Source organism: Hankyongella ginsenosidimutans (assembly GCF_005144965.1).
GTDB lineage: Bacteria > Pseudomonadota > Alphaproteobacteria > Sphingomonadales > Sphingomonadaceae > Hankyongella > Hankyongella ginsenosidimutans.
The window spans coordinates 1,352,376-1,375,526 of record NZ_CP039704.1; the positions used below are offsets into that span (position 1 = coordinate 1,352,376).

At 66.3% G+C, this 23,151-nt stretch carries 28 protein-coding genes and 6 pseudogenes; 22 read left to right on the top strand and 12 right to left on the bottom strand.

The annotated features are described in order from the left end of the window. Positions 1–57: 57 nt before the first annotated feature. Positions 58–213 carry a hypothetical protein gene (locus E6W36_RS18520; protein WP_246048236.1) on the bottom strand — a complete coding sequence of 52 codons (156 nt, stop codon included), beginning with the start codon at positions 211–213 and terminating at the stop codon, positions 58–60. Positions 214–229: 16 nt separating this feature from the next. Between E6W36_RS18520 and E6W36_RS07895 the strand changes: the two genes are divergently transcribed. Genes E6W36_RS07895 through E6W36_RS21960 form a run of 10 tightly spaced genes read left to right on the top strand, consistent with a single transcriptional unit; the run spans position 230 to position 6,183 of the window. Beyond that, positions 230–418, top strand: a complete 189-nt coding sequence (locus E6W36_RS07895) for a sigma factor-like helix-turn-helix DNA-binding protein (RefSeq protein ID WP_281277526.1) — start codon at positions 230–232, stop codon at positions 416–418. After that, positions 415–906, top strand: a complete 492-nt coding sequence (locus E6W36_RS07900) for a hypothetical protein (protein ID WP_222874283.1) — start codon at positions 415–417, stop codon at positions 904–906. The genes E6W36_RS07895 and E6W36_RS07900 overlap by 4 nt, the downstream gene beginning before the upstream one ends. Next, complete coding sequence (locus E6W36_RS07905; protein WP_246048292.1) at positions 906–1,469, top strand: periplasmic heavy metal sensor; 564 nt, start codon at positions 906–908, stop codon at positions 1,467–1,469. Before E6W36_RS07900 ends, E6W36_RS07905 begins: the two co-directional genes overlap by 1 nt. Continuing rightward, positions 1,459–2,886, top strand: a complete 1,428-nt coding sequence (locus tag E6W36_RS23225; RefSeq protein ID WP_425459705.1) for a cryptochrome/photolyase family protein — start codon at positions 1,459–1,461, stop codon at positions 2,884–2,886. The genes E6W36_RS07905 and E6W36_RS23225 overlap by 11 nt, the downstream gene beginning before the upstream one ends. Before the next feature lies 1 nt (position 2,887). Next, on the top strand, positions 2,888–3,517 hold the full coding sequence (locus E6W36_RS07915; RefSeq protein WP_222874285.1) for an NAD(P)-binding protein: 630 nt from the start codon (positions 2,888–2,890) through the stop codon (positions 3,515–3,517). Further along, a complete protein-coding gene (locus E6W36_RS07920; protein WP_222874286.1) occupies positions 3,514–3,885 on the top strand; it encodes an NAD(P)/FAD-dependent oxidoreductase in 372 nt (123 codons plus the stop codon). The genes E6W36_RS07915 and E6W36_RS07920 overlap by 4 nt, the downstream gene beginning before the upstream one ends. Next, positions 3,882–4,121 (top strand): hypothetical protein, encoded by a 240-nt coding sequence (locus tag E6W36_RS07925; protein ID WP_222874287.1) that lies wholly within the window; start codon positions 3,882–3,884, stop codon positions 4,119–4,121. Before E6W36_RS07920 ends, E6W36_RS07925 begins: the two co-directional genes overlap by 4 nt. Positions 4,122–4,167: 46 nt before the next feature. Continuing rightward, positions 4,168–4,926, top strand: coding sequence for a DUF1365 domain-containing protein (locus E6W36_RS07930; RefSeq protein WP_246048293.1), 759 nt, complete (start codon positions 4,168–4,170; stop codon positions 4,924–4,926). After that, a complete protein-coding gene (locus E6W36_RS07935; protein WP_342776836.1) occupies positions 4,919–5,965 on the top strand; it encodes an SAM-dependent methyltransferase in 1,047 nt (348 codons plus the stop codon). The genes E6W36_RS07930 and E6W36_RS07935 overlap by 8 nt, the downstream gene beginning before the upstream one ends. Next, positions 5,962–6,183 carry a class I SAM-dependent methyltransferase gene (locus E6W36_RS21960; protein WP_342776861.1) on the top strand — a complete coding sequence of 74 codons (222 nt, stop codon included), beginning with the start codon at positions 5,962–5,964 and terminating at the stop codon, positions 6,181–6,183. Before E6W36_RS07935 ends, E6W36_RS21960 begins: the two co-directional genes overlap by 4 nt. A gap of 71 nt (positions 6,184–6,254) precedes the next feature. On the opposite strand, the gene E6W36_RS23230 is transcribed toward E6W36_RS21960, so the two are convergent. The 3 genes and pseudogenes from E6W36_RS23230 to recF form a co-directional block, all read right to left on the bottom strand. Next, positions 6,255–7,517 carry a toprim domain-containing protein gene (locus tag E6W36_RS23230; protein WP_425459720.1) on the bottom strand — a complete coding sequence of 421 codons (1,263 nt, stop codon included), beginning with the start codon at positions 7,515–7,517 and terminating at the stop codon, positions 6,255–6,257. Between the two features lie 3 nt (positions 7,518–7,520). Further along, a pseudogene (locus E6W36_RS23235) lies at positions 7,521–8,665 on the bottom strand (ATP-binding protein); the annotation flags it as partial. A gap of 13 nt (positions 8,666–8,678) precedes the next feature. Then, on the bottom strand, positions 8,679–9,791 hold the full coding sequence (gene recF / locus E6W36_RS07950; protein WP_342776837.1) for a DNA replication/repair protein RecF: 1,113 nt from the start codon (positions 9,789–9,791) through the stop codon (positions 8,679–8,681). Between the two features lie 325 nt (positions 9,792–10,116). On the opposite strand from recF, the pseudogene E6W36_RS07955 reads away from it, so the two are divergent. From E6W36_RS07955 to E6W36_RS07960, 3 genes and pseudogenes are all read left to right on the top strand, one after another. Continuing rightward, a pseudogene (locus tag E6W36_RS07955) lies at positions 10,117–10,902 on the top strand (bifunctional transcriptional activator/DNA repair enzyme AdaA); the annotation flags it as partial. 83 nt (positions 10,903–10,985) lie between these two features. Further along, complete coding sequence (locus E6W36_RS23965) at positions 10,986–11,087, top strand: MGMT family protein (RefSeq protein WP_484103596.1); 102 nt, start codon at positions 10,986–10,988, stop codon at positions 11,085–11,087. 137 nt (positions 11,088–11,224) lie between these two features. Continuing rightward, positions 11,225–11,748: pseudogene (locus E6W36_RS07960) on the top strand (2OG-Fe(II) oxygenase). Positions 11,749–11,898: 150 nt separating this feature from the next. On the opposite strand, the pseudogene E6W36_RS07965 reads toward E6W36_RS07960, so the two are convergent. The 5 genes and pseudogenes from E6W36_RS07965 to E6W36_RS07985 all read right to left on the bottom strand — a co-directional run. Next, positions 11,899–12,441: pseudogene (locus E6W36_RS07965) on the bottom strand (nitroreductase family protein); the annotation flags it as partial. Continuing rightward, positions 12,438–13,546: pseudogene (gene dnaN / locus E6W36_RS07970) on the bottom strand (DNA polymerase III subunit beta). The pseudogenes dnaN and E6W36_RS07965, both read right to left, overlap by 4 nt. Before the next feature lie 145 nt (positions 13,547–13,691). Next, on the bottom strand, positions 13,692–14,066 hold the full coding sequence (locus E6W36_RS07975) for a hypothetical protein (protein ID WP_222874291.1): 375 nt from the start codon (positions 14,064–14,066) through the stop codon (positions 13,692–13,694). Positions 14,067–14,187: 121 nt separating this feature from the next. Beyond that, entirely contained in the window at positions 14,188–14,853 is a 666-nt protein-coding gene (locus E6W36_RS07980; protein ID WP_222874292.1) for a CoA transferase subunit B, read from the bottom strand. A 17-nt stretch (positions 14,854–14,870) separates the two neighbouring features. Then, a complete protein-coding gene (locus tag E6W36_RS07985) occupies positions 14,871–15,575 on the bottom strand; it encodes a CoA transferase subunit A (protein WP_222874293.1) in 705 nt (234 codons plus the stop codon). Here E6W36_RS07985 and E6W36_RS07990 point away from each other — a divergent pair. The 6 genes from E6W36_RS07990 to E6W36_RS08015 all read left to right on the top strand — a co-directional run bounded on the left by E6W36_RS07990 (position 15,528) and on the right by E6W36_RS08015 (position 19,263). Continuing rightward, positions 15,528–16,388, top strand: coding sequence for a histidine phosphatase family protein (locus tag E6W36_RS07990; RefSeq protein WP_246048237.1), 861 nt, complete (start codon positions 15,528–15,530; stop codon positions 16,386–16,388). The two genes, E6W36_RS07985 and E6W36_RS07990, sit on opposite strands and share 48 nt — an antisense overlap. A 22-nt stretch (positions 16,389–16,410) precedes the next feature. Beyond that, the gene (locus tag E6W36_RS07995; protein WP_222874294.1) at positions 16,411–16,767 is read left to right on the top strand and encodes a hypothetical protein; all 357 of its coding nucleotides are present in this window, start codon (positions 16,411–16,413) and stop codon (positions 16,765–16,767) included. After that, on the top strand, positions 16,764–16,886 hold the full coding sequence (locus E6W36_RS08000; protein ID WP_246048238.1) for a hypothetical protein: 123 nt from the start codon (positions 16,764–16,766) through the stop codon (positions 16,884–16,886). Before E6W36_RS07995 ends, E6W36_RS08000 begins: the two co-directional genes overlap by 4 nt. A 383-nt stretch (positions 16,887–17,269) precedes the next feature. Next, positions 17,270–18,349, top strand: a complete 1,080-nt coding sequence (locus E6W36_RS08005) for a phosphate ABC transporter substrate-binding protein (protein ID WP_222874295.1) — start codon at positions 17,270–17,272, stop codon at positions 18,347–18,349. Then, positions 18,343–18,729, top strand: a complete 387-nt coding sequence (locus E6W36_RS08010) for an OmpA family protein (RefSeq protein ID WP_222874296.1) — start codon at positions 18,343–18,345, stop codon at positions 18,727–18,729. The genes E6W36_RS08005 and E6W36_RS08010 overlap by 7 nt, the downstream gene beginning before the upstream one ends. A gap of 69 nt (positions 18,730–18,798) precedes the next feature. Then, complete coding sequence (locus tag E6W36_RS08015; protein ID WP_222874297.1) at positions 18,799–19,263, top strand: nuclear transport factor 2 family protein; 465 nt, start codon at positions 18,799–18,801, stop codon at positions 19,261–19,263. Here the strand turns inward: E6W36_RS08015 and E6W36_RS08020 are convergent. The 3 genes from E6W36_RS08020 to pspF all read right to left on the bottom strand — a co-directional run bounded on the left by E6W36_RS08020 (position 19,260) and on the right by pspF (position 21,315). Beyond that, on the bottom strand, positions 19,260–19,442 hold the full coding sequence (locus E6W36_RS08020; protein WP_222874298.1) for a hypothetical protein: 183 nt from the start codon (positions 19,440–19,442) through the stop codon (positions 19,260–19,262). The two genes, E6W36_RS08015 and E6W36_RS08020, sit on opposite strands and share 4 nt — an antisense overlap. After that, positions 19,421–19,720 carry an NUDIX hydrolase gene (locus E6W36_RS08025; protein WP_222874299.1) on the bottom strand — a complete coding sequence of 100 codons (300 nt, stop codon included), beginning with the start codon at positions 19,718–19,720 and terminating at the stop codon, positions 19,421–19,423. The genes E6W36_RS08020 and E6W36_RS08025 overlap by 22 nt, the downstream gene beginning before the upstream one ends. A gap of 554 nt (positions 19,721–20,274) precedes the next feature. Further along, complete coding sequence (gene pspF / locus E6W36_RS08030) at positions 20,275–21,315, bottom strand: phage shock protein operon transcriptional activator (protein ID WP_246048239.1); 1,041 nt, start codon at positions 21,313–21,315, stop codon at positions 20,275–20,277. A gap of 384 nt (positions 21,316–21,699) precedes the next feature. Between pspF and pspA the strand changes: the two are divergent. The 3 genes and pseudogenes from pspA to pspC all read left to right on the top strand — a co-directional run bounded on the left by pspA (position 21,700) and on the right by pspC (position 23,143). Beyond that, positions 21,700–22,363 (top strand): annotated as a pseudogene (gene pspA / locus E6W36_RS08035) (phage shock protein PspA). Positions 22,364–22,375: 12 nt separating this feature from the next. Further along, positions 22,376–22,666, top strand: coding sequence for an envelope stress response membrane protein PspB (pspB, locus tag E6W36_RS08040; RefSeq protein WP_222874300.1), 291 nt, complete (start codon positions 22,376–22,378; stop codon positions 22,664–22,666). A gap of 96 nt (positions 22,667–22,762) precedes the next feature. After that, on the top strand, positions 22,763–23,143 hold the full coding sequence (pspC, locus tag E6W36_RS08045; RefSeq protein ID WP_222874301.1) for an envelope stress response membrane protein PspC: 381 nt from the start codon (positions 22,763–22,765) through the stop codon (positions 23,141–23,143). The last annotated feature ends 8 nt before the right edge of the window (positions 23,144–23,151 follow it).

Genomic DNA, 23,151 nt, shown 5'->3' on the forward strand with positions numbered 1-23,151 from the left:
CGCTGCGGAGGATATTGTGCAGGAAGCGTTTCTGAGGCTCTGGCGACGGCCCAACGCTTACGACCCGCGCGCGGCGCTTTCAGCGCCTGGATCAAGCGCGTCGTCGTCAATCTCTGCCTTGATCGCAAACGCATGATCCGTCCGGTCGAGGATCTGGACGCTGTCGCCGAGACCGCCGGCGACACCCCACCCAGAGCAGGCGGCGCTCGCCAACGACCGCGCCGCCAGACTGCACGCCGCCCTGCTGGATGTGCCAGCCCGGCAGCGGGCGGCGCTGGCACTGTTTTACGTCGACGGCCTGAGCATGGCGGAGGTCGCCCACGCGATGGAAACCCAGCCCAAGGCGGTCGAATCACTGTTGTCGCGCGGCCGCGCGCACCTGAAGGCCCTGCTCACCCCGCTCAAGGAGGCGCTATGACCGCGCACGTGTCGATCGAGACGGTTACGGCACTGCTTCAGACCTACGGTGCCGACCCGGATCGCTGGCCACCGGAACTGCGCGGCCCGGCCACCGCACGCCTTGCCGCGCAGCCGGCGCTGGCGGCGCTCGCCGCCGCCGAATGCGCGCTGGACGAAGATCTCGCACAGTGGCCGGCGCACGCAAGCCGCCTTGAGGCGCGCGCCGCGCTCGTCGCTCTGGCGCAGTCGACGCCGCAGGACATCGCACCGAACCACGACGTCCCCGCCGCCCTGCCGCGCAACTGGCGGCGCGGGCTAGTCGGCGCCGGCGGGCTGGTCGCTGCGGGGCTTGCCGTCGCGTTGGTGACAACGCCGGCCGACGTCCCGGTTCCGCAAACAGCCAGTGCGCCGGCAACGGTGGTGCGTGTCGCCGCACCCACGGTCTTGACCGACGACGACGCCTTGCAGATGGTTTTCTCCGAAGTCGACTCTGACGAATGGCTATGATGTTCCGAACCACCCTCCTTGCCGCCAGCCTGCTGTTCGCCGCCACCGCCGCCGCGCACGCCCAGCTGGCCCCGGACCTTGGCGGCCCACCACCCGGCGAGCCGCTGTTCCTGCAGAACATGTCCACTGAGGGCCGCGAGATCATGAGCGCTGCCTGGAAAGCCGGCAAGAATCCTGAAGCCGCGCAGGCTACCCGCCAGGTGCAGCAGCAGATCATCGATCTGATTGCCGCCCCGCACTTCGATGAGAATGCGTTGAAGCAGGCGCTGGAGCGGGAGCGCAAGCTTTCTCTGCAATTGCAGCAGCAGCGCCATTGGGCGCTGGTGAGCGCCGTCTCGCGTCTGACCGACGAAGACCGCCGCGCCTTCGCTTCTTCGTTGGAGGCGTTGCGCGACCGGGCGCAGCGCCGCTTCGCGCGGCCAGCCGCAGGGCCTGCAGAATTATCGTTCCGTGCGCAGCGGGGACGGGCAATAGCGCGCGTTTTTAAAGGCGTGAATCCAGACCCGCGCGCACCTCGCCCATTGATCCGCAGGCAGGATTGTCGCGTATTGTGTGCACTGTAACGGCACATCGATACACGGATTTTGCTTGCCTGCCTCCCCTGCCATTGTCTGGTTCCGCCAGGATCTGCGCCTGTATGACCAAGCTGCGGTGCACGCCGCAGCCGCAGCACGGACAGCCTTCGTCTATGTGCTCGACGAGCACGGCGCTGGCCACTGGGCGATGGGCGGGGCCAGTCGCTGGTGGTTGCACCATTCCCTGCGCGCCCTTGATTGCGCGCTGCAGGAACGTGGCAACCGGCTGATCCTGCTGCGCGGCGATCCGGTGCGGCTGCTGGCTGATCTCTCGGACCGGCTGGGCAGCGCGACCGTCCATGCCCTGCGCCATTACGAGCCCTGGGCGCGCCGGCAGGAGCAGGCGCTCGCCGCACACGCCCCGGTCGCCTTGCATGATGGTGTTGCGCTGCACCCGCCGGAGACGGTGCGCACGGCCGGCGGGACGCCGTTCAAGGTGTTCACGCCGTTCTGGCGCACCTTGAGCAATCTGGCCGTGCCGCCCTGCATCCCCGCGCCGGCGCATCTCGGTCCATGCCCTGAAGCCGTGCCGGACGGCGATGCGCTGGACGACTGGGGCCTGCTGCCGCGCCGGCCGAACTGGGCGCGTGAATTTCCCGCGCACTGGACGCCGGGTGAGGCCGGTGCCGCCCAGCGCCTCGAAACGTTCTCACCGCAACATTATGCAGAGCGACGGGATTTCTGCGCCGTCGATGCGACGTCGCGCCTGTCGCCGCACCTGCACTTCGGCGAACTCAGCCCACGCCGGGTCTGGCATGGCTTTCAGGGGCGCACGGGCGGCGAGGCTTTTCTGCGACAGGTCGGCTGGCGGGATTTCTCGATCAATCTGCTGCTGCATGCGCCGGACCTGGCGGACGTGAACTGGCGCCGCGAATTCGACGCCTTCCCTGGGCCACGCCCAGGACCAGGAACTGACCGCCTGGCGGCAGGGCGGGACCGGCTATCCGATCATCGATGCCGGCATGCGCCAGCTCTGGCGCACCGGTTGGATGCACAACCGGGTGCGGATGATCGCCGCCTCGTTTCTGATCAAGGACCTGATGATCGACTGGCGGATCGGCGAGCGCTGGTTCTGGGACACGCTTGTCGACGCCGACCTCGCCAACAACGCCGCCGGCTGGCAGTGGACCGCGGGCTCCGGCGCGGACGCCGCCCCTATTTCCGCGTCTTCAACCCGGTGACCCAAAGCCAGAAGTTCGATCCGGACGGCGCGTATATCCGCGCCTGGGTGCCGGAACTGGCAAAGCTGCCGGATGCGCACATCCACGCGCCCTGGCTGGCCCCGGATGCCATCTTGCGCGCCGCTGGCGTGCGCCTGGGCGTTGACTATCCGCACCCCATCGTCGACCACGGCGCAGCGCGCGCGCATGCGCTGGCGGCTTACGCCACCCTGAGGAGCGCCTGACATGCCGCACGCGTCCATCGCCATCGTCGGCAGCGGTATCGCCGGCAACAGCGCGGCCTGGGCACTGGCGCGCCATCTCGACGTCACGCAGTACGAGGCGGAGGGCCGTTTCGGCGGCCATGCCTGCACGCTGGACATCGACATTGCCGGCAAACCGACCCCAGTCGACGCCGGGTTCATCGTCTACAACACCTTGAACTATCCGAACCTGATCCGGCTGTTCGAGACGCTGGGCGTCGAAACCCAGCCGACCGACATGTCGTTCGGTGTCAGCCTGGCCGACGGCACACTGGAATACCGCAGCGAGGGCCGGGCCAGTGCGCTGCTGGCGCAGAAGCGTAACCTGCTGCGGCCCGGGTTCTGGCGCATGGGGCGTGACATCCTGCGCTTCTACCGCGCCGGGCCGGCGCTCGACCAGCGCTTCGACCTGGAGGCGACGACCTTGCGGGTGCTGCTGGGGCAGCTTGGAGTCTCGCAGAGCTTCATCGACTGGCACATCGTGCCGATGACGGCGGCAATCTGGTCCGCGCCGTTTGCGCAGGCCCTCGACTTTCCGGCGGCGACGTTCGTGCAGTTCTTCCGCAACCATGGCCTGTTTTCTCTCGGCGCCGCCCGCCGTGGCGCACGGTGACCGGCGGCAGCCGGCGCTATGTCGCAGCGCTGCATGCGGCAACACCCGCCGAACGCCTGCCCGGCAGCGCGGTCACCCGCATCATCCGCCATGCCGATAGCGTGGAAATTCATGCGCATGGCCAGCCGCCACGCCGCTTCGACCAGGTGGTACTGGCCTGCCATGCCGACCAGGCACTGGCGCTCATCGATGCGCCAAGCCTGGCCGAGCAGCAGGTGCTTGGTGCGTTCCGCACCGCGCCGAACCTGGCGGTGGTCCATGGCGACGCGCGGGCCATGCCGCGCAAGCGCAGCGCCTGGGCCAGCTGGAACTATGTGACCGGCGGCCCCCGCAGCTCGACGCGCCGGCACCCGTCACCTACTGGATGAACAACCTGCAGGGGCTCGACCCACGCCAGGATATTTTCGTCAGCCTCAACCCGCAGATCGCGATTGCACCGGATAAGATGTTCCAGACGCTGGAATTCCGGCATCCGGTCTTCGACCTAGCGGCAATCCGCGCCCAGCGCCGGCTGGAGACGATCCAGGAGCCGACCGGTTGTGGTTCTGCGGCGCCTGGACCCGTTATGGCTTTCATGAGGACGGTTGCGCCTCCGGCCTGGTGATTGCCGGGATGCTGGCAGCGCGGGTCCACGCGCAGGCGGCGGCGTGATGCGCTCGTGCCTCTACGTTGGGTGGGTTGGCCACCAGCGGCTGCAACCCCTGCGCCACGCTTTCCAGTACCGGGTGTTCTCGCTGCTGCTCGACCTCGATGAACTCGAGGCAATCGCCGCGCAGTGCCGCCTGCTGCGCATCGATGCGCCCGGGCTGATCGGCTTTCGCCAGGCCGACCATGGGCCGGGCACCCCAAGCGGCCTCAAGGCCTGGGCACAGTCTGTCTTTCAAGGACACGGCCTTGGAGCCGAACGCATCGCATTGCTGTGCTTTCCGCGCCTGCTCGGGCATGTTTTCAACCCGCTGGCACTTTATTACGGGCTGGATGCCGCAGGCAGGCCTACGGGTGCCATCTATCAGGTGACCAACACGTTCGGCGACCGTCATTGCTACGTGCTGGGACCGGATACGCATGCCTGCGCCAAACGCTTCCACGTCAGCCCGTTCTTTCCGATGGATGGCAGCTACCGTTTTCATGCCCCGCTGCCAGGGGACACGCTCGAGCTGGCCATCACCTACCTGGATACTGCGGGCCGGGCGCGGCTTGTCGCCAGGCAGACCGGGGTACGCCGTCCACTGACGGATGCTGCCCTGTTGCGCGCGCTTGCCATCAATCCGCTGATGGCAGTCAAAGTGCTTGGCGGCATCCACTGGGAAGCCCTGCACCTCTGGCGCAAGGGTGCCCGTTATCACCGTCGCCCGGCAGGCGCACCACGACAATTCACCATCGATCTTCCGGAGACCGCCTGTGTCTGACGACCATAGTCTGCGCGCGCGCCGCCTTCTGCTTGCCGACCGGGGCTTCGCTCTGGGCGATGGCGGCCTGGGGCGGCTGATGGCACTGAGCATCGAACCGCTCATGCGCGCACTCGACCAGCGCCTGCAAACAGGGCGGCTGACCGCGCGCTTGCCGGACGGCAGCGTGCGCCATATCGGCGGCCACAAACCCGGACCAAATGCTGAGGTCTGGCTGAACAGCTGGCGGCCGGCGCGGCGCTACATGCTTGGCGGCACGCTCGGCTGGTCGCGCAGCTACATCGACGGCGACTGGGATTCGCCGGACCTGGCGGCGATCGCCGAACTGTTCACCGCCAACCGCCACACCTTGGGCCAAAGCCAGAAAGGCACGCGCGGAAGCCGCCTGATCAACCGGCTGGCGCATGCCCTGCGCAGCAACACACGCCGGGGTGCGCGGCGTAACATCGCCTTCCACTATGATCTGGGCAACGATTTCTACGCCGCCTGGCTTGACCGTGGCATGACCTATTCCGCGGCGATCTTCGCGGATGGCGACACGCTGGAGCAGGCGCAGACACGCAAGATCCGGCGCCTGCTGGACAGCCTGAACGCCCGCCCCGGCGAGCGGCTGCTGGAAATCGGTTGCGGCTGGGGCGGCCTGGCGGAAATCGCCGCGCGCGACGACGGGCTGCTGGTCGATGGCCTCACGCTCAGCCAGGCCCAGCTCGACTACGGCCGCACGCGGCTGGCGCAGGCCGGGCTGAGCGACCGCGTGAAGCTGCGCCTGGCGGATTATCGCGATGTTGCCGGCGTCTACGATCACATTGTCTCGGTTGAGATGCTGGAGGCGGTCGGCGAGCGCTACTGGCAAGTCTACATGGACAAGGTCTACAGCCTGCTGCGGCCAGGCGGCCGGGCGGCGATCCAGGTGATCGTGATCGACGATGCGGTCTTCGAGACCTACCGGCGCGGCGCGGATTTCATCCAGACCTACATCTTCCCGGGGCATGCTGCCCGCTCGCGCGGCTGCAGGACGCCGCCCGCCGGGCCGGCCTGAACTGGCGCGCCGCCGACCGCTTCGGGCTGGATTATGCGAAAACGCTACGCTGCTGGCGCGCGCGCTTCGAGCATGCAGCGGCGCGCGGGTTGCTGCCCGCCGGCTTCGACGACCGTTTCCAGCGGCTCTGGCGGTACTATCTGACCTATTGCGAGGGCGGCTTCCGCGCCGGCGGCATCGATGCGGTGCAGCTGCTGCTGGAAAAACCGGCCGCGTAAACCGTGGTGATGCAGGAATAAGCCCAAAACCATGATCGTTTCAGCTTGAATCAACCTGAAATGATCATGGTCTAAACGTCCAGGTTGGCGACGCTGAGCGCATTCTGCTGGATGAACTCGCGACGCGGCTCGACCACATCGCCCATCAGCTTGGTGAAGGTCTCATCCGCCAGGTCGGCCTCACCCACCTTCACCTGCAGCATGGTGCGGTTGTCCGGGTCCAGCGTGGTCTCCCACAACTGGTCCGGGTTCATCTCGCCCAGCCCTTTGTAGCGCTGGACGCTCAGGCCCTTGCGGCCGGCGGCGAGCACATGGGCGACCAGTTCGGTCGGCCGGCGCAAAGTCGTCTGAGCCAACTTGAGCGGCTGGGCGTAGGCATCCGCCTCCTCGCGGGCGGTTGCATGCAGCTTGCGCGCTTCCGCCGAGACCAGCAGCGGCCGGTCCAGAATATACTGGTCCGCGACACCGCGCACGGTGTTGGTGAAATGGTAGCCGCCATCGACCGAAAGCGCGCCGCTCCAGTCGCCGGGCTCGATCGCCGTCAGCCGTGCCGCGACCTGGGTAGCGACGGCCGCCTGGCGTTCCGGCGACGCGATCACGCCGGGGTCAAAGCCGCCGGCGAGCGCCAGTTCCTCGACCAGCAGGCTGTGGTAGCGGGGCGAGACATAGTCCAGCAGCGCCTTGACGCGCCGGCCGTGGCTGACCAGCGCCAGCAGGTCCGCGCCGGCGCGCTGCCCTTGCGCTGATTCGAGCACCGAGTCGCCGATGCCGGCGTCGATCAGATAATCGTCCAGGGCGGCGGCGTCCTTGAGATAGACCTCGGTCCGGCCCTTGGCCACCTTGTAGAGCGGCGGCTGGGCGACATAGAGGTGCCCGGCCTCGATCAGGCTGCGCATCTGCCGGTAGAAGAAGGTGAGCAGCAAGGTCCGGATGTGCGCGCCGTCGACGTCGGCGTCGGTCATGATGATGACCTTGTGGTAGCGCAGCTTGGCAAGATCGAAGTCGTCGCGGCCGATGCCGGTGCCGAGCGCGGAAATCATGGTGCCGATTTCCTTGGACGACAGCATCTTGTCGAAGCGGGCGCGCTCCACGTTGAGGATCTTGCCGCGCAGGGGTAGGATTGCCTGGTATTGCCGGTTGCGGCCCTGCTTGGCCGAACCACCGGCCGAGTCGCCCTCGACCAGGAACAGCTCCGACTTCGCGGGGTCACGTTCCTGGCAGTCCGCCAGCTTGCCCGGCAGCGAGGCGATGTCGAGCGCGCCCTTGCGCCGGGTCAGGTCACGCGCCTTGCGGGCGGCATCGCGCGCGACGGCGGCCTCGATGATCTTCTGCACGATGGCACGCGCATGCGCCGGATTTTCCTCGAGCCACTCGGCAAGCTTCTCGCCCAGCATCTGCTCCATCGGCTGGCGCACTTCGGAGGAGACCAGCTTATCCTTGGTCTGGCTGGAGAATTTGGGGTCCGGCAGCTTGACCGAGACGATGGCGGTCAGCCCTCGCGCATGTCCTCGCCGGTCAGGCTCACCTTTTCCTTCTTCAGCAGGCCCGACTGCTCGGCATAGGCGTTGAGCGTGCGGGTGAGCGCGGCGCGGAAGGCGGCAAGGTGCGTGCCGCCGTCGCGCTGCGGGATGTTGTTGGTAAAGCAGAGGACCTGCTCGTAATAGCTGTCGTTCCACTGCATGGCGACGTCGATGGTCACGCCGTCGCGCACACCGCGGATCGCCAGCGGCTGCGGGATCAACGGCTGCTTGGCGCGGTCAAGATACTGGACGAAGGCGACAACGCCGCCCTCGTAGAACAGCTCCTGGCTGCGGGTCTCTGCGTGGCGCGCGTCGGTCAGGCGCAGCCGCACGCCCGAGTTCAGGAACGCCAGCTCGCGGAACCGATGCTCGAGCTTTTCATAGTCATACTCGGTGATCTTGAAGGTCTTGTCGGACGCCAGGAAGGTCACCTGTGTGCCGCGACGCTCGCGCCCGTGCTCGTCCTGACCGGCAGGCCCGACCGCGACCAGCGGCGCGACCGCATCGCCCAGCTCGAAGCGCATGAAATATTCCTGCCCGCCGCGCCAGATGCGCAGTTCCAGCCACTCCGACAGGGCGTTGACCACCGACACGCCGACCCCGTGCAGACCGCCGGAGACCTTGTAGCTGTTCTGATCGAACTTTCCGCCGGCATGAAGCTGGGTCATTATGACCTCGGCCGCCGATACGCCCTCTTCCTGGTGGATGTCGGTCGGGATGCCGCGGCCGTTATCGGTGACGGTCACCGAATTGTCGGGATTCAGCTGTACGAGCACCCGGTCGGCGTAGCCCGCCAGCGCTTCGTCGATGGCGTTGTCGGTCACCTCGAACACCATGTGGTGCAGGCCCGAGCCATCTTCCGTGTCGCCGATATACATGCCCGGGCGCTTGCGTACCGCGTCCAGGCCTTTGAGGACCTTGATCGAATCCGCGCCGTAGTCGTTGGCGTCGTCTGTGGTCATGCAGGAATCCCGTTCAGTTCAGGGCCAAGGCCATCGGCCGGCCGTCGTCGATGGTGAGCAGGGTGGCGTTCGCGCCCAGGCTGGCAAACAGGGCGCGGTCGGTACCGGTCATCCACGCCTGGACGCCCAGTTCGTTCAACAGATGGAATAGCGCGGCTCGACGGTCCGCGTCCAGATGTGCTGCAACCTCATCGAGCAGAAGGATCGGCAATCGGCCCTGCGCCCGCGCCACCAGCCGCGCCTGCGCGAGTACAAGCCCGATCAGCAGCGCCTTCTGTTCCCCGGTCGAGCACTGATGCGCCGGTGTCTGCTTGGCCCTGTGGGTGACCAGCAGGTCGCAGCGGTGCGGCCCGAACTGGGCGCGGCCTGCCTGCGCGTCCGCCGCGCGGTTCGCCTTGAGGCGCGCGCGCACGTCGTCTTCGATCGCCAGCGCCTTGGCCCCTGCGTCCAGCGCCTGCTCCAGTACGCCCTCGAGCGCCAGCGTGGCTGCCGGAAAAGCGCCATCGCCAGCAATTTCCGCGGCCAGCGCCTGGGCATGGGCGAGGCGTGCGGCGGCGACCGCCACTGCCTGCTCGGCGATCTTCTGCTCCAGGATGTCGAGCCAGGCAGCATCCGGCCGGGGCAGGCTGAGCAGCTTCTGGCGCTCGCGCAGCGCCGCCTCGTAGCGCGCGACATGGCCCGCATGCTCCGGTGCCAGCGCCAGCGCCATCCGGTCCAGAAACCGGCGGCGTTCGGCCGGCGCTTCCAGAAACAGCCGATCCTGCGCCGGCGTCAGCCAGATCAGGGTCAAGGCGCGGGCCAGCGCGCTGCTCGATGCGGCCTCGCCGTTCGCGCGGAACACCCGGCGCTGGGCGCTGTCCGGTGATTCGCCGGTGCCAAGGTCAAGCGTCTCGTCGCCCGACTGCACCCGTGCCGCCACCGCCCAGCCGCCTGCACCCTGGTGCGAAAATTCATTAAGAGCGGCAGCGCGCAGGCCTCTGCCGGGCGACAGCAGGGACAGCGCCTCAAGGATATTGGTCTTGCCGATGCCGTTTGCGCCGACAACCGCGACCAGCCCGGGGCCGGCCTCGATCGTTGCCTGGGGTAGGATCGGTAGCGGGTCAGCAGCAGGCGGTTGACCCGGCATGTCACGGGGAAGTCACCGGAAGGGATTAGCTGTACGCGCGTCTTCTGCCAATGCCGATCACGCAAATTCCAGCGCAAGCGCCGGAGCGCGCGCCGCCGGCTGAGGGTCTATCCGGGTGTTGTCACGCAAGAAGGAGATTGACGATGACCCGCCTGACCGCATTTGCCTTGGCGCTGCTGTTCAGCGCCGCCACTCTGACCGGCAGCCTCGCCGGACTGCCGTGCCTCGGCTAAAGGAGGACAGCATGGACATGACCGACGATGACCGCTGGACCGCCGTCCTCGCCCGCGACCTGCGTGCGGACGGCACTTTCCTCTATGGCGTGATGACGACCGGCGTCTACTGCCGGCCAAGCTGCGCCGCCCGTCCCGCCCGGCGCGAGAATGTGCGCTTCTTCGCCGATGCCTCAAGTGCTCAGGTGGCGGGCCTGCGCGCCTGCAAGCGCTGCAGGCCGGACAGTGTGCGCCCGGCGGCAGCGCTGGATGCCGAACTGCGCGCGCTTGGCCGCTGGATCGAGACCCACGCCGACGAACCCCTGTCGCTGACGGCGCTGGCGGCGCGCGTGGGCCTCAGCCCCAGCTATTTCCAGCGCCGGTTCACGGCCGCACTTGGCGCATCGCCGCGCGAGGTGCAGGCAGCGGCCCGGCTGGCGCGCCTGAAGGCGTCGCTGCGCGAGGGCGACAGCGTTGCCGGCGCGATTTTCGAGGCCGGCTTCGGATCGACCAGCCGGGTCTACGAGCAGGTGGACGGACGGCTCGGCATGACGCCGTCCGCCTATCGTGCTGGCGGCGCGGGCGAGACCATCCACCATGCGACGCGCGACACCGCGCTCGGCCCGCTGACCATGGCGGCAACCGCGCGCGGCGTCTGCTTCGTGCGCTTCGGCGACAGCGCGGACGCGCTGATGGCGGAACTCGCCGCCGAGTATCCGAACGCCGTGCTGCAGCCGGCACCGGCAAGTGCCGCACTCGACGCCTGGATCGACGCGCTCGACGCCCACCTGAGCCAGGGCCAGCCGGTCCCGGACCTGCCGCTCGATCTCAAGGGTACGGCGTTCCAGCTCAAGGTCTGGCGCTTCCTCATGCGCATCAAGCCGGGCCAGCCGATCAGCTATACCGAACTCGCCGATGGCATCGGCGCACCGAAGGCGGTGCGGGCGGCGGCCTGCCTGCGCGCAACGGTATCGCGGTGCTGGTGCCCTGCCACCGGGTCCTGCGCGGCGACGGCACGCTGGGCGGCTACCGCTGGGGCCTGGAGCGCAAGCGGGCGCTGCTGGATGGGGAGAAGCGTGCATGATCCTCGATCCAGACGCGGTGCGCGCCGGGATCGACGACATCGGCTATGCGCTCACCCCGCCGCTCCTGACACCGCAGACCTGCCGGCAGTTCATCGACGGCTTCGAGGCGGATGACGGCTACCGCTCGACCGTGACGATGGCGCGCCATGGCTATGGGCAGGGGTGTTACCGTTATTTCAGCTTGCCGCTGCCGGAGCCGGTGGCCAGGCTGCGCCAGGCGCTCTACCCGCCGCTGGCCGAGGTCGCCCGCGCCTGGGGCGAGGACTGGCCGGAGACGCACGCCGCGCTGCTCGACCGCTGCCAGGCGGCAGGCCAGACCCGGCCGACGCCGCTTATCCTGCGCTACGGCCCCGGCGACTACAACCGGCTGCACCAGGATCTTTATGGCCCGCTGGTGTTCCCGCTGCAGGTGATCGTGCTGCTGTCCGACCCGGCTGACTTCTCGGGCGGGCATCTGACCCTGGTCGAGACCTGGCCGCGCCAGCAGAGCCGGTGCGAAGCACCCCTATGGTGCAGGGTTGCGGCGTGGTGATTCCGGTGCGCACCCGCATGGTGGCCGGCCCGCGCGGCCCGCGCCGGATTGCGGTGCGCCACGGCGTCACCCGCGTGCTGAGCGGCCTGCGCTTCACGCTCGGCATCATCTTCCACGATGCCGTGTGACAGTCGGTTCTTGACCCTCAGAGAAAGCTGGCGATCTCGTGCAGCGGCTTTTTCCAGCGCATGCGCCGGAATGGTGGCACCAGGGGCCGGGTAGCCGGTGACGATGAGCAGGTAAGGCTTTTCATCCTCCGGGCGTCCGCACAGCGCATTGAGGAAACCCATGGGGCTGGGCGTGTGTGTGAGCGTGGCCAGCCCCGCCTGGTGCAGCGCGCACAGCAGGAAACCGGCAGCGATGCTGACCGACTCGGGAACATAGTAATTCTTGCGCAGCTTGCCGTCCGCGCTGCGGCTGCGGCGCGCGCCGAACACCGCGATCAGCCAGGGCGCGCGCTCCAGGAAGCTCTTGTCCGCATCGGTGCCGAGCGGCGCGAGCGCGTCCAGCCATTCCTTGCCGGCCTTGCCGTCGTAGAAGGCGCGCTCCTCGACTTCGGCCGCCGTGCGGATGTCCTGCTTCAGCGCCGGACTGCCGATCACCGTGAAGTGCCAGGGCTGGTGGTTCGCGCCGTTGGGCGCGGTGCCGGCCGCCATCAGGCAGGTCTCGATGATGTCGCGCGGCACCGGCCGGTCGTCGAAGTCGCGCACGGTGTGGCGCCGGCGAATCTGCGCATAGAAGGCTCGCGCCTGCGCCCGCATGTCCTCCACCGGATACTCGGTGTAGTCCGGCAGCGGGACCGGGGCGTACGCGCCTGTCATACCCGCATCGGCATGATGACGTAGAGTGCGGCGCTGCTGTCGCCCTCGCGGATCAGGGTCGGCGCGGCGGCGTCCGCCAGGTGCATCTGCACCGTCTGGGTGTCGACCTGATTGAGGATGTCGATCAGGTAGCGGGCGTTGAAGCCGACATCGAAGGCGGGTGCGCTGTACTCGGCCTCGATCTCTTCGGTCGCAGCACCACTCTCAGCCGAGGTCACGGACAGCAGAACCCGGTTCGGCCCGAGCGAGAGCTTGACCGCGCGGGTCTTCTCGGTGGCGATCGCCGACACCCGGTCCACACCTTCGGCGAGCGCCTTCGGATCGATGGTCAGCAGGCGGTCGTTGGCGGTCGGGATCACCCGCATGTAATCCGGGAAGGTGCCGTCGATCAGCTTGGAGGTCAGCACCGCGTTGGCGAATTCGAAGCGGATCTTGGACTGGCCGAGGCTGACGCGGATGTCGCCATCGGTCTCGTCGAGCAGCTTGCGCACCTCCGCGATCGCCTTGCGCGGCACGATGGCGTCCGGCATGCCGACCGCGCCATCCGGCTGCGGAATGGCGACGCGGGCCAGCCGGTGCCCGTCGGTTGCGACGGCCCGCAGATGCGGGGTGGCCTCATCGGTCACATGCAGGAAGATGCCGTTGAGGTAGTAGCGGGTTTCCTCGGTCGAGATCGCAAAGCGGGTCTTGTCGATCATCTGCTTCAGGGTGACGCTTGGCAGGGTGAACCCGAAGGGCAGCGCATCGTCCGCGATCACCGGGAAATCGTCACGCGGCAGGGTCGCGAGCGTGAAGCGGGCGCGACCCGCCGCCACCGCGAGCCGGCCGTCGGCAAGCTTCAGTTCGACCTGCGCGCCGTCTGCGAGTTTGCGCACGATGTCGAACAGGGTGTGCGCGGCGACCGTGATGGCGCCGGGGCATCCGTGCGCGCCTCGACCCGTTCGACGATCTGCAGATCGAGGTCGGTCGCCATCAGCTTCAGGCCGTCGGCATCCGCCTCCAGCAGCACATTCGAAAGAATGGGGATGGTGTTGCGGCGTTCGACGACGGATTGCACATGCGCGAGCGCTTTCAGAAACGCGGCGCGTTCAACGCGGACCTGCATTCGGTCATCCCTGTTCTTGGCGGTGCCGCCGGAACGGCGACGCCTTTTGCACTTATCCAACGACGGCGGCCTTGGCAGCCGCTTCTCGTGGAAATTGATAAAGCGCAAGTCGTTGCTCGACAAGGGCCGAGACGCAGGGAAATGCTCATTCAAGCGGCTGTGCGTCCGAAACCCGGTAGGTGAGCATCCGATCCTCGTCGTCGCGGATGGTCACATAGTCGCCGAGGCCGAAACTGTGCCGCTCCAGCTTGAACAGCGGCTCGTCGTCCGCCGTATCGCTTGCATCGTAATCGAAGAACCAGTTGTGGCCGCGGCGGTTGAGCCGGCCCTGGCGTTTATCCTCATCCGGCGCGAAGCTCTCGACCGTGCAGCGCTGGCGCGCCGCCAGCCAGGCCGCCTCGTCGATGTGCCCGGCCGCATCGAGCGGCAGCGCGAGCGTATAGCCGCGGGCATCGTCGCCCTCGGGAAAGCCATGGTCGGGATTGCGCGCAAGTCGCAGTGTGATGCGGGTCAGGGTCATGGTTGGTCCTCCTGGCGGTCAGTCTGCCGTGCGACGCCTGGCACGCCTTGATACGGATCAAACGTTGTGACTGAGGACCTGATTCACGCCTCAGATCGATTCAATCTGAAACGATCAACGTCTAGCAGGCCAGTGTGTAATGCGCCGTGGTCTTCGATTTCACCTCGTCCACGGTCACGCCCGGCGCCAGCTCGATCAGCGCGAACGGACTCGCATGATCCTTGCGCTCGAACACCGCGAGGTCGGTGATGATCATGTCCACGACATTGCGGCCGGTCAGCGGCAAGGTGCAGGTCGGGATGAACTTCGGGTCGCCGTTCTTGGAGACATGCTCCATGACCACGACGATGCGTTTCACGCCCGCCACCAGGTCCATGGCGCCGCCCATGCCCTTGATGAGTTTGCCGGGGATCATCCAGTTCGCGATGTCCCCACCCTCGGAGATTTCCATCGCGCCGAGCACCGTCAGATCGATATGGCCGCCCCGGATCATGGCGAAGCTGGCCGCACTGTCGAAATAGGCCGAGTGCGGCAGCTCGCTGATCGTCTGCTTGCCGGCGTTGATCAGGTCCGCGTCGACCTCGTCCTCGTAGGGGAACGGGCCAATGCCGAGCATGCCGTTCTCGCTCTGCAGCGTCACCTGCATGCCATCGGGGATGTGGTTGGCGACCAGCGTCGGGATGCCGATGCCGAGGTTGACGTAATAGCCGTCCTGCAGTTCGCGCGCCGCGCGGGCGGCCATGTCGTCACGGGTCCAGCCCTTGGCCAGTGTGTCCTGCGTGGTCATGCGTGGCTCCTCTTCCCTCAGGCCGCAACCCGTTGTCGAACCGTGCGGAACTCTATTCTCTTGTCGTACGGGCTGCCGACGATCAGGCGCTTTACATAGACGCCGGGCAGATGGATGTGATCCGGGTCCAGGCTGCCGGCCGGCACCAGTTCCTCGACCTCGGCGACGCAGACCCTGCCGCAGGTCGCCGCCGGGACGTTGAAGTTGCGCGCGGTCTTGCGGAACACGAGGTTGCCGGTTTCGTCCGCCTTCCAGGCTTTCACGATCGAGAGATCGGCGAAGATCCCGCGCTCCAGGATATATTCCTGGCCATCGAAGATCTTGTGCTCCTTGCCCTCGGCAACGGCCGTGCCAAGCCCGGTCTTGGTGTAGAAGCCGGGGATGCCGGCGCCACCCGCGCGCATGCGCTCCGCCAGCGTACCTTGCGGGCAGAATTCGACATCGAGCTCGCCGGCCAGATACTGCCGCTCGAACTCCTTGTTTTCGCCGACATAGGAGGAGATCATCTTCCGGATCTGACGGCTGCGCAGAAGCTTGCCGAGGCCGACGTTGTCAATCCCGGCGTTGTTGGATGCGATGGTCAGGCCCTTCACCCCGGAATCGACGATGGCGTCGATCAGGCGCTCCGGGATGCCGCACAGCCCGAAGCCGCCGGCGGCGATCAGCATGTCGTCATGCAACAGGCCATCCAGCGCCTCAGCAGCGGTTTGTCGAAGCTTCATGCTCACCCTCCCGAATGTCTTGATGGGATTTACGAGCCGGCCCGCCAACCGGTCAACCCCGTAGCCAACGAACAGTCTCAATTCCGCCACCGGCCAGGAAGCAGTTGCCGCACTAGATTAAAGCGTGCAGGAACATCCCATGCTCCCGCCACGCCTGCCTGTCCTGTACCTCGCTCGCCATGTGCAGACCATTCACAACGCGGTCGGCATTTTGCAGGACGCGAAAACCACACACCGCTGAGCACGCGCGGCTTCCGGCAGGCGGAAGCCATGGGGCAGGCCCTGCGCGCGCATTTCGGGCCGAGCCCCGTGCTGGCGCTCTGGTGCTCGTCGGCCGGCCGCACCCAGCAGACGCTGTCGCTGATCGCCGAGCATCTCAATCTCAGCTTCTTTACCGCTGCCAGCGACGCCCGCCTCGATGAAATCGACGTCGGCAGCTGGCAACACCGGCATATCCGCGAGGTCGAGGCCGAGCTTGGTCGGCCGGTGCTGGACCGAAAGCGGCGCCTGTTCACCGAGCCGGCGCCGGACGGCGAGTGGTACGACGCCATTGCAGACCGCCTGACCTCCTGGCTTCATGACGTCGCCGACAGCCCGCAGCCTATCCTGGCCATAAGCCACGGGTTCACCACCCGGATTCTGCGCGGCCTGCTGACCGGCGGCGATGTGCCGGATGTGACGCCGCCCGTCGCCGTCGCCCTGGCTCGCCCGCTGCCGCAAGGCAGCATCGTACGCATCGAGGCTGGCGTCGAGACGGTCATACACCTTGGCGATGGCCCTGTCCCGGCGCCGGCGACTGGCGACGGTGGCTAAAACACCGTTCCTCCTCCTTCTGATGGTGCTGGCGCAGCCGGCGCAGGCCGCACGCACCCAGCTTGGCGTGTTCGGCGCCTGGGCGGCGCTGCGCGATACACGCCCGACATTGACCTGCTACGTGATCGCCGAAATCCCCAACAGCCTGTCCGGCAAGCGCCGCGGCCCGAACTACCTAAGCGTCGCCATCGCGCCGCGACGCGGCATTGAGGCGCAAATTCACTGGGCTGCGGGTTTCCCGATCGCCGATGAGCATCCGGTGAGCCTGACGGCCGGAGACCGCCGGTTCACCCTGCTGCCCCGCGGTGAAAGCGCCTGGCGCCGGACGCTGCAACCGACGCGCAGATCGTCAACAGCCTGCGCCGCCTGCGCAGCGTGACGCTGGCCGCGCGCTCGCTGCGCGGGACCCAGGTCGCCGAGCAATTGCCCCTGGAAGGTTTCAGCGCCGCTTTCGACACCGCACAGTCCGCCTGCGGTTCTCGGGAGGCGCGCCCTTGACCCTTCGCGGCTGCGAGATGAAAAATAGAGCGTAGACAAGCTCTTGCGCGCTTTCCTTCTTGGCGAACACGCGAATTAAGCATAAACTGCCCTCAGGTTAGACCCTGATCGATTCAATCTGAAACGACCAAGGTCTATAAATTTGAAAAGAGCCTGATTCACGCCATCGGTTGAAGCAATCATGCTTCAACCTCAACCGATCAGGCTCTAAGCGGGTATGCTTCGTAATGCTAGTCATCGAGCCTGCGACGGTACGCGCTGCAAACAATAAGGCTCTTTCGCCGGGTTGAGGCCTGGCGCATGCAGGGGAGTGCGCGCATGGACCGTGACCGCTATTCCGTACCCGACGGCAGCGAGGGTCGTACTGCCAGACAAATCTTGAAGTGGGCGGCGGTGGCCGCCCTTTTCTGTTTATCGGACTTATCATCTCTTCGCTGGTCGACCTGACGCCGCAGGTCAACGCCATCAAGCGCGCGCTTGCCGGCAAGAACGACGGGGCCGCCGACGAGGCTGCCTACAGCGGGCCGGCGACGCGCACCCAGATGCCGCACTACCTGCTGAAGTTCGCGGGATCGAACTCCGTTGGCGGCGAGTTGTTGCCGCATCTGGCGGCGGGCTATCTCGCAACGCTTGGCGCGACGGAAATCGAAATCCATCAGCGCGTGGACGACAAGGGCATGCCGATCCCCGAGCGGGTAGTCAGCGGGACGTTGGACGGCAAGCTCGTCGGCATCGAGGTCATGGCCTACGGCTCCGGCACCGCCTTCGACGCGCTCTCCGCCAGCAAGGCCGACATCGGCATGTCGTCCCGGCCGGTCAAGAAACTGGAGGAGATTTACATCCGCAACCAGGGCGCGCTGACCAGCGCCGGCGCCGAGCACATCATCGCGGTCGATGGCATCGCGGTGATCGTCCACCCGTCGAACCCGCTCACCCAACTGTCCCGCGCACAAATCCAGAAGGCGTTTGTCGGCGAGATCAGCACCTGGAGCGAACTCGGCGTGCCGATCTCCGGGCCGATCGACTTCTACGCCCGCGACGACCGCTCCGGCACTTACGACGGCTTCAAGGACATCGTCCTCAAGGAAGTCCCGCTACGCACGACGCAGATCAAGCGCTTCGCCGACAGCGAGCTGCTGGAAAAGGCAGTCTCCGGCGATCCGAACGGGCTTGGGTTCGTGGGGCTGCCCTACATCCGCAAAGCGAAGGTGCTGGCGGTCGCGGACGGCGCGCTACCGGCGATCACTCCCAGCCGCTATTCGATCAAGAAAGAAACCTACCTGCTCTCGCGCCGGCTGTATCTCTATACCCCGACGCCGACGACGTCGCCGCACGTCTTCCCGTTCGTCACCTTCGTCCTCGGCGACAAAGGCCAGAGCATCGTCAACAAGCTCGGCTTTACGACCTCTCGCTCTCCGGCCCGCCCGACAAGGCCGGCGCCGCGGCTGCGCCCTGCATGCTGAGCGACCAGTGGCGCGGCGACCGCAACGACTATTGCCGGCTGCGACAGTCGACGACCCCGGTGGAGGCGGCGTTCCGCTTCAAGCCAAACAGCGACGAACCGGACAACCGCGCCATCCGCGACATGACGCGCCTGACGGACCTGGTGGCGAAGAAACCGGGCCTCAAATTTGCGCTGGCTTCCTTTGCAGACGCCTCAGTGCCCTACGATCAGGCATGCGCCAAGACTCGCGAGCGTGCCAAGAGCCTCTCTGAGACGCTGAAGACTCTGGGGATTACGGTATCCGAGACGCACGCCTATTGCAGCGAATTGCCCCTGCGCGACGGTACGGACGCGGTCGCCAAACTGTCGAACAATCGAGTCGAACTATTTGCTCGATAGGAGGTAGCGTCGCGGCTTGAAATTGATGCCCTCCAGGGGATAGCCAGGGCTGGAAATTGAGGAGTGACCATGAGCCGCCCACCCCTGCCACCGTTCACCGCCGAGACCGCTGCCCAGAAGGCCCGCATGGCCGAGGATGCATGGAACAGCCGCGACCCCGCGAAGGTCGCGCTCGCCTACACGCCGGGCAGCCGATGGCGCAATCGCGCGGAATTCATCACCGGGCGCAGCGAGATCGAGGCATTCCTGACCCGAAAATGGGTCAAGGAACTGGACTATCGCCTGATCAAGGAGGTCTGGGCGTTCACAGATGCCCGCATCGCCGTGCGCTTCGTCTATGAATGGCGCGACGATAGCGGCAATTGGTTCCGCTCCTGCGGCAATGAGAACTGGCTGTTCGATGCCGACGGCTACATGGCCGAGCGCCACGCCAGCATCAACGACGTCCCGATCCGCGAACAGGAGCGCAAGTTCCACTGGCCGCTTGGTCGCCGCCCGGACGATCATCCCGGCCTCAGCGCGCTGGGGCTCTAACGCTCGCTGGCGAGGACGGCGGCGGCATACCAGACCTTGATGTCGATGGGCTTGCCGTTGGCCTGCTGGACGGTCAGCCAGCCAAGCAGCGCATCGAGCCGCACCCGGTGGACCGCGATGCCTTCCTCCGGCGTACCGCCGCCGGGGCCGATGCGCGTCAGATGCGTCGCCCGGAACACCGAAATCGATTCGCGCGCCAAGCCGGGGAGGACGCCGCCGAGCACAGCAGTCGCCAGTTGCGGGCGCGAAAGCCGGTTTCCTCCTCCAGTTCGCGCTGGGCGGCGTCCAGCAGCGGCTCCTCGGCGGTCGCCGAGTCGTCGCCGACCAGCCCTGCCGGCAGCTCGATGGTGGTGCGGTTGTAGGATGCGCGCCACTGCTCAACCAGAACCAGCTCCGGTGCGTCCGTGGTGGCGATGACGGCGATCGCGCCACGCGCGCCGCGTCCTTCGGTGCGCACCGCATATTCCCAGCGCCCGCGCGCCCAGAGTTCAAGGAAGCGCCCCTGCCCCAGACGGCGGGGTCAGCGTCACGGTCGTGCATCGGTCAAGCCTCTTGGTTCGCGCCGCATGTGGCGCGTTTTCGCGCCCGCGGCAACGGGGAAACGCGAGAGGCCGTGGGTTATACCAGAGTGCATGGGGTTTGACCCATACCCGTCATTCCAGCGGAGTAATGTCTCAGCTTGAAAAGTCCGCTCGTGGTGAGCTGAGACAGAACCACGGGCCGCTCAGCCCTTCTGTCAAAGCTCAGGATAGCGTCATCCCGGTTTGCGCCGGGATAACGCTATCCAGATAGGTTCAGTTCAGTGTGCCTTGGTCTTGGGGCCTGACCCTTGAGCCTGATCGGTTGAGGTTGAAGCATATGTGCTTCAACCGAAGGCGTGAATCATGGTCTAGCAAGATATTGTTTCTCGTGTCGTTTTCAGGATCGAAGTTCGCTTGATCGCCCGATATCATGGTGGAACGAACTTCGATCCCACGACACTAGTCGGTTGAGGTGGAAAGCAATGCCGCCTTACCCCTTCAAGCTCTCGCTGCGCGCTTCTGCCTGCAGGCCGTGCTTGCGCAGGCAGTGGCGAAACTGATCGTAGCTGAGACCGAGCGCAGACGCGGCGGCGCGCTGGTTATACCGCGCCGCGTTCAGCGCGCGCGTCAGCACATCGCATTCATAGGCAGCGACGCTGGCGCGGAAGTCGCTGGGCACTTCCGGATTGGGCAGCGACGGCGCTGCGCGTACCTGCTCTTGCGCCGGGGACGGATTGAGCGATGCCGGCTGCGGCCGCCAGGGCGACTCGAATGGATCGAACGCCAGGCGCGCCACCGGCGAGTCGGGGTCGCCCCAGCGGTAGACCGCCCGCTCGACCACATTCTTCAGTTCGCGCACGTTGCCCGGCCAGTCGTGCGCCAGCAGTTGTTCTTGCGCACCGGGGCTGAACCCTGGATAGCGCCGCCAGCCGAGTTCGGCAGCCATGCGCCGCCCGAAGAAGTCGGCGAGCAGCGGGATGTCGTCGGCGCGCGCGCGCGGCGGCAGGGTCACGACATCGAATGACAAGCGGTCGAGCAGGTCAGCGCGGAAGCGGCCGCGCGCCGCCAGTGCCGGCAGGTCCTCGTTGGTCGCCCCGACCACACGCACATCGACGGTCAGCGTCTTGTTGGAGCCGATGCGCTGCAACTGGCCGTATTCGATGACACGCAGCAGCTTCTCCTGCGCCTGGGACGACAGGGTCGCGATCTCGTCCAGGAACAGGGTGCCGCCATCCGCCTCCTCGAAGCGGCCGGCGCGCGCGCGGGCCGCACCGGTGAATGCACCCGCCTCGTAGCCGAACAGCTCGGCGTCAATGAGCGTATCCGAGAGCGCTGCGCAGTTCATCTGCAGAAACGGCTGGTCCCAGCGCGCAGACAGGCGATGGACGCGCTCTGCAACCAGCTCCTTGCCGGTGCCGCGCTCGCCGATCACCAGCACCGGGCGATTGAGGCCCGCAACGGCGGACGCATGCTCCATCGCGTCGAGAAACGCGGCCGACTGGCCGACCATCTGGGTAGTTCCGGCATCCATAACCAATATATGGCGTAAACCACCAATTCTTGGCAATAAATTTAACGACCAAATTGGAAACCAATATTTTTACCCAGACTTTACAATGGTTTAGACTTGGCGCACGACTTGGCACGCCTTCTGCAATCTTACTGGCATCAGCCCACACAGGGCGAACAAGATCACAGCAAGAGGGAACACTGCCATGACCGCCAATTTCTTTTCATCGTCCGTCGTTCGCGCCCTGGTAGGCGTCGTCTGCGGCGGACTCGTCGCAACGACCCTGATCCTGGCCGCTGTCGGCCCAGCGATCGCCCGGCACCGCAACCGACCTGCACCGTCGCTTACTAGGAGACGGCAACGCCTCCAAGGCCCGACGCAGGTCCGTCAACAGGAGTACAACGCATGGGTATCTTTTCTCGCCTCGGCGACATCATCTCGGCCAACGTCAGCGACCTGCTGGAGCGCGCCGAAGACCCCGCGAAGATGATCCGCATGATCATCCTCGAGATGGAGGAAACGCTCGTCGAGGTTCGCGCATCGGCCGCACGCACTATCGCCGACCAGAAGGAAGCGAACCGCACCATCCAGCGCCTGGAAGCCGCCATGGTCTCCTGGGCGGAGAAGGCGGAACTGGCGCTCCAAGGATCGCGAAGACCTGGCCAAGGCGGCGCTTGCCGAAAAGCAGAAGCTCGGCACCACCATCGAGCAACTGCGCCATGACATCGCGCTGCTGGACGACGGCCTCGTCAAGCATGAAGCCGACATCCAGAAGCTGGAAGCCAAGCTGCGCGAGGCCCGCGCCCGCCAGACGACCATCCTCTCGCGGCTGGAGACGCTGGAAAACCGCTCGCGCATGCGCCGCATGGTCTCCAGCCCGAAGATCGACGAAGCCTTTCAGCGGTTCGACCTGCTGGAGCGCCGGGTCGACCTCGCAGAAGGGCGCGTCGAGGCCTATGACCTCGGCAAGGCCAAGACCCTCGACGAGGAAATCGCTGAACTGAAGACCTCCGACGCCATTGACGCCGAACTGGAAGCGATGAAGCGTAAGCTGGCAGGGAACAAGTAACAGGAGGGCTGCGTGGACCCCATCGTCGTATCCTTGAGCGAGACGCTCGTGCCGGTCATTGCCATCATCAGTCTGTTCGTGGTGATGCCGGCGCTCATCTTCCACTATGTCCTGCAACTGCGCAAAGCGCGCAGCCTGTCGGACAAAGACGAACAGACCATCGACGACCTGTATGCGCTCGCGCATCGGCTCGAAGACCGCGTTCGCACCATCGAACGCATCATGGACGCGGACAGCCCGGCTGGCGCCAGGGCGACCGCGCAGGATCATGATCGTTACAGATTGGGTCAATCTGTAACGTGAATCATGATCTAACTATTTGAAGAGAGACTGATTCACGCCCTCGGTTGGAGCGCATACGCTTCAACCTCAGCCGATCAGGCTCTTTGGAGGACACACATGTCTAGCAGAACCCGCTTCTATCTCGACAAGCGCAACGCCAAGTTCATGGGCGTATGCGCCGGGGCAGCCGACTACTTCGGTGTCGACCCGCTCTGGGTGCGCGTGGGGACCGTGCTGGTCAGCATTATGGGCGGTGCCGGCATCACCATCCCGGCCTACCTCGTGATCGGCTGGCTGGCGGAGAACAAGCCGCGCGCGCTCTACGATCTGCCCGAAGCAGAGCAGAAATTCTGGCGCGAGATGCGCACCAGCCCCAGCCAGGGCCTGCGCGAGGTGCGCGGCAGCTTCCGCGATCTCGACCGCCGCCTGCGCGACATCGAGACCCACGTGACCTCGTCCAGCCGCAACCTGTCAGCCGAAATCGACCGCCTGCGCTAACCGGCGCG

Bases quoted from the DNA above. Each gene is read 5' to 3' on its own strand.
- E6W36_RS07975 (WP_222874291.1), bottom strand. From the start codon at position 14,066: ATGACCCTGACCCGCATCACACTGCGACTTGCGCGCAATCCCGACCAT.
- E6W36_RS07900 (WP_222874283.1), top strand. From the start codon at position 415: ATGACCGCGCACGTGTCGATCGAGACGGTTACGGCACTGCTTCAGACC.
- E6W36_RS07915 (WP_222874285.1), top strand. From the start codon at position 2,888: ATGCCGCACGCGTCCATCGCCATCGTCGGCAGCGGTATCGCCGGCAAC.
- E6W36_RS07925 (WP_222874287.1), top strand. From the start codon at position 3,882: ATGAACAACCTGCAGGGGCTCGACCCACGCCAGGATATTTTCGTCAGC.
- recF (WP_342776837.1), bottom strand. From the start codon at position 9,791: ATGCCGGGTCAACCGCCTGCTGCTGACCCGCTACCGATCCTACCCCAG.
- E6W36_RS08010 (WP_222874296.1), top strand. From the start codon at position 18,343: ATGCTGAGCGACCAGTGGCGCGGCGACCGCAACGACTATTGCCGGCTG.
- pspC (WP_222874301.1), top strand. From the start codon at position 22,763: ATGTCTAGCAGAACCCGCTTCTATCTCGACAAGCGCAACGCCAAGTTC.
- E6W36_RS07980 (WP_222874292.1), bottom strand. From the start codon at position 14,853: ATGACCACGCAGGACACACTGGCCAAGGGCTGGACCCGTGACGACATG.
- E6W36_RS07905 (WP_246048292.1), top strand. From the start codon at position 906: ATGTTCCGAACCACCCTCCTTGCCGCCAGCCTGCTGTTCGCCGCCACC.
- E6W36_RS07985 (WP_222874293.1), bottom strand. From the start codon at position 15,575: ATGAAGCTTCGACAAACCGCTGCTGAGGCGCTGGATGGCCTGTTGCAT.
- E6W36_RS07930 (WP_246048293.1), top strand. From the start codon at position 4,168: ATGCGCTCGTGCCTCTACGTTGGGTGGGTTGGCCACCAGCGGCTGCAA.
- E6W36_RS07995 (WP_222874294.1), top strand. From the start codon at position 16,411: ATGGTGCTGGCGCAGCCGGCGCAGGCCGCACGCACCCAGCTTGGCGTG.
- E6W36_RS08015 (WP_222874297.1), top strand. From the start codon at position 18,799: ATGAGCCGCCCACCCCTGCCACCGTTCACCGCCGAGACCGCTGCCCAG.
- pspF (WP_246048239.1), bottom strand. From the start codon at position 21,315: ATGGATGCCGGAACTACCCAGATGGTCGGCCAGTCGGCCGCGTTTCTC.
- E6W36_RS07990 (WP_246048237.1), top strand. From the start codon at position 15,528: ATGCAACAGGCCATCCAGCGCCTCAGCAGCGGTTTGTCGAAGCTTCAT.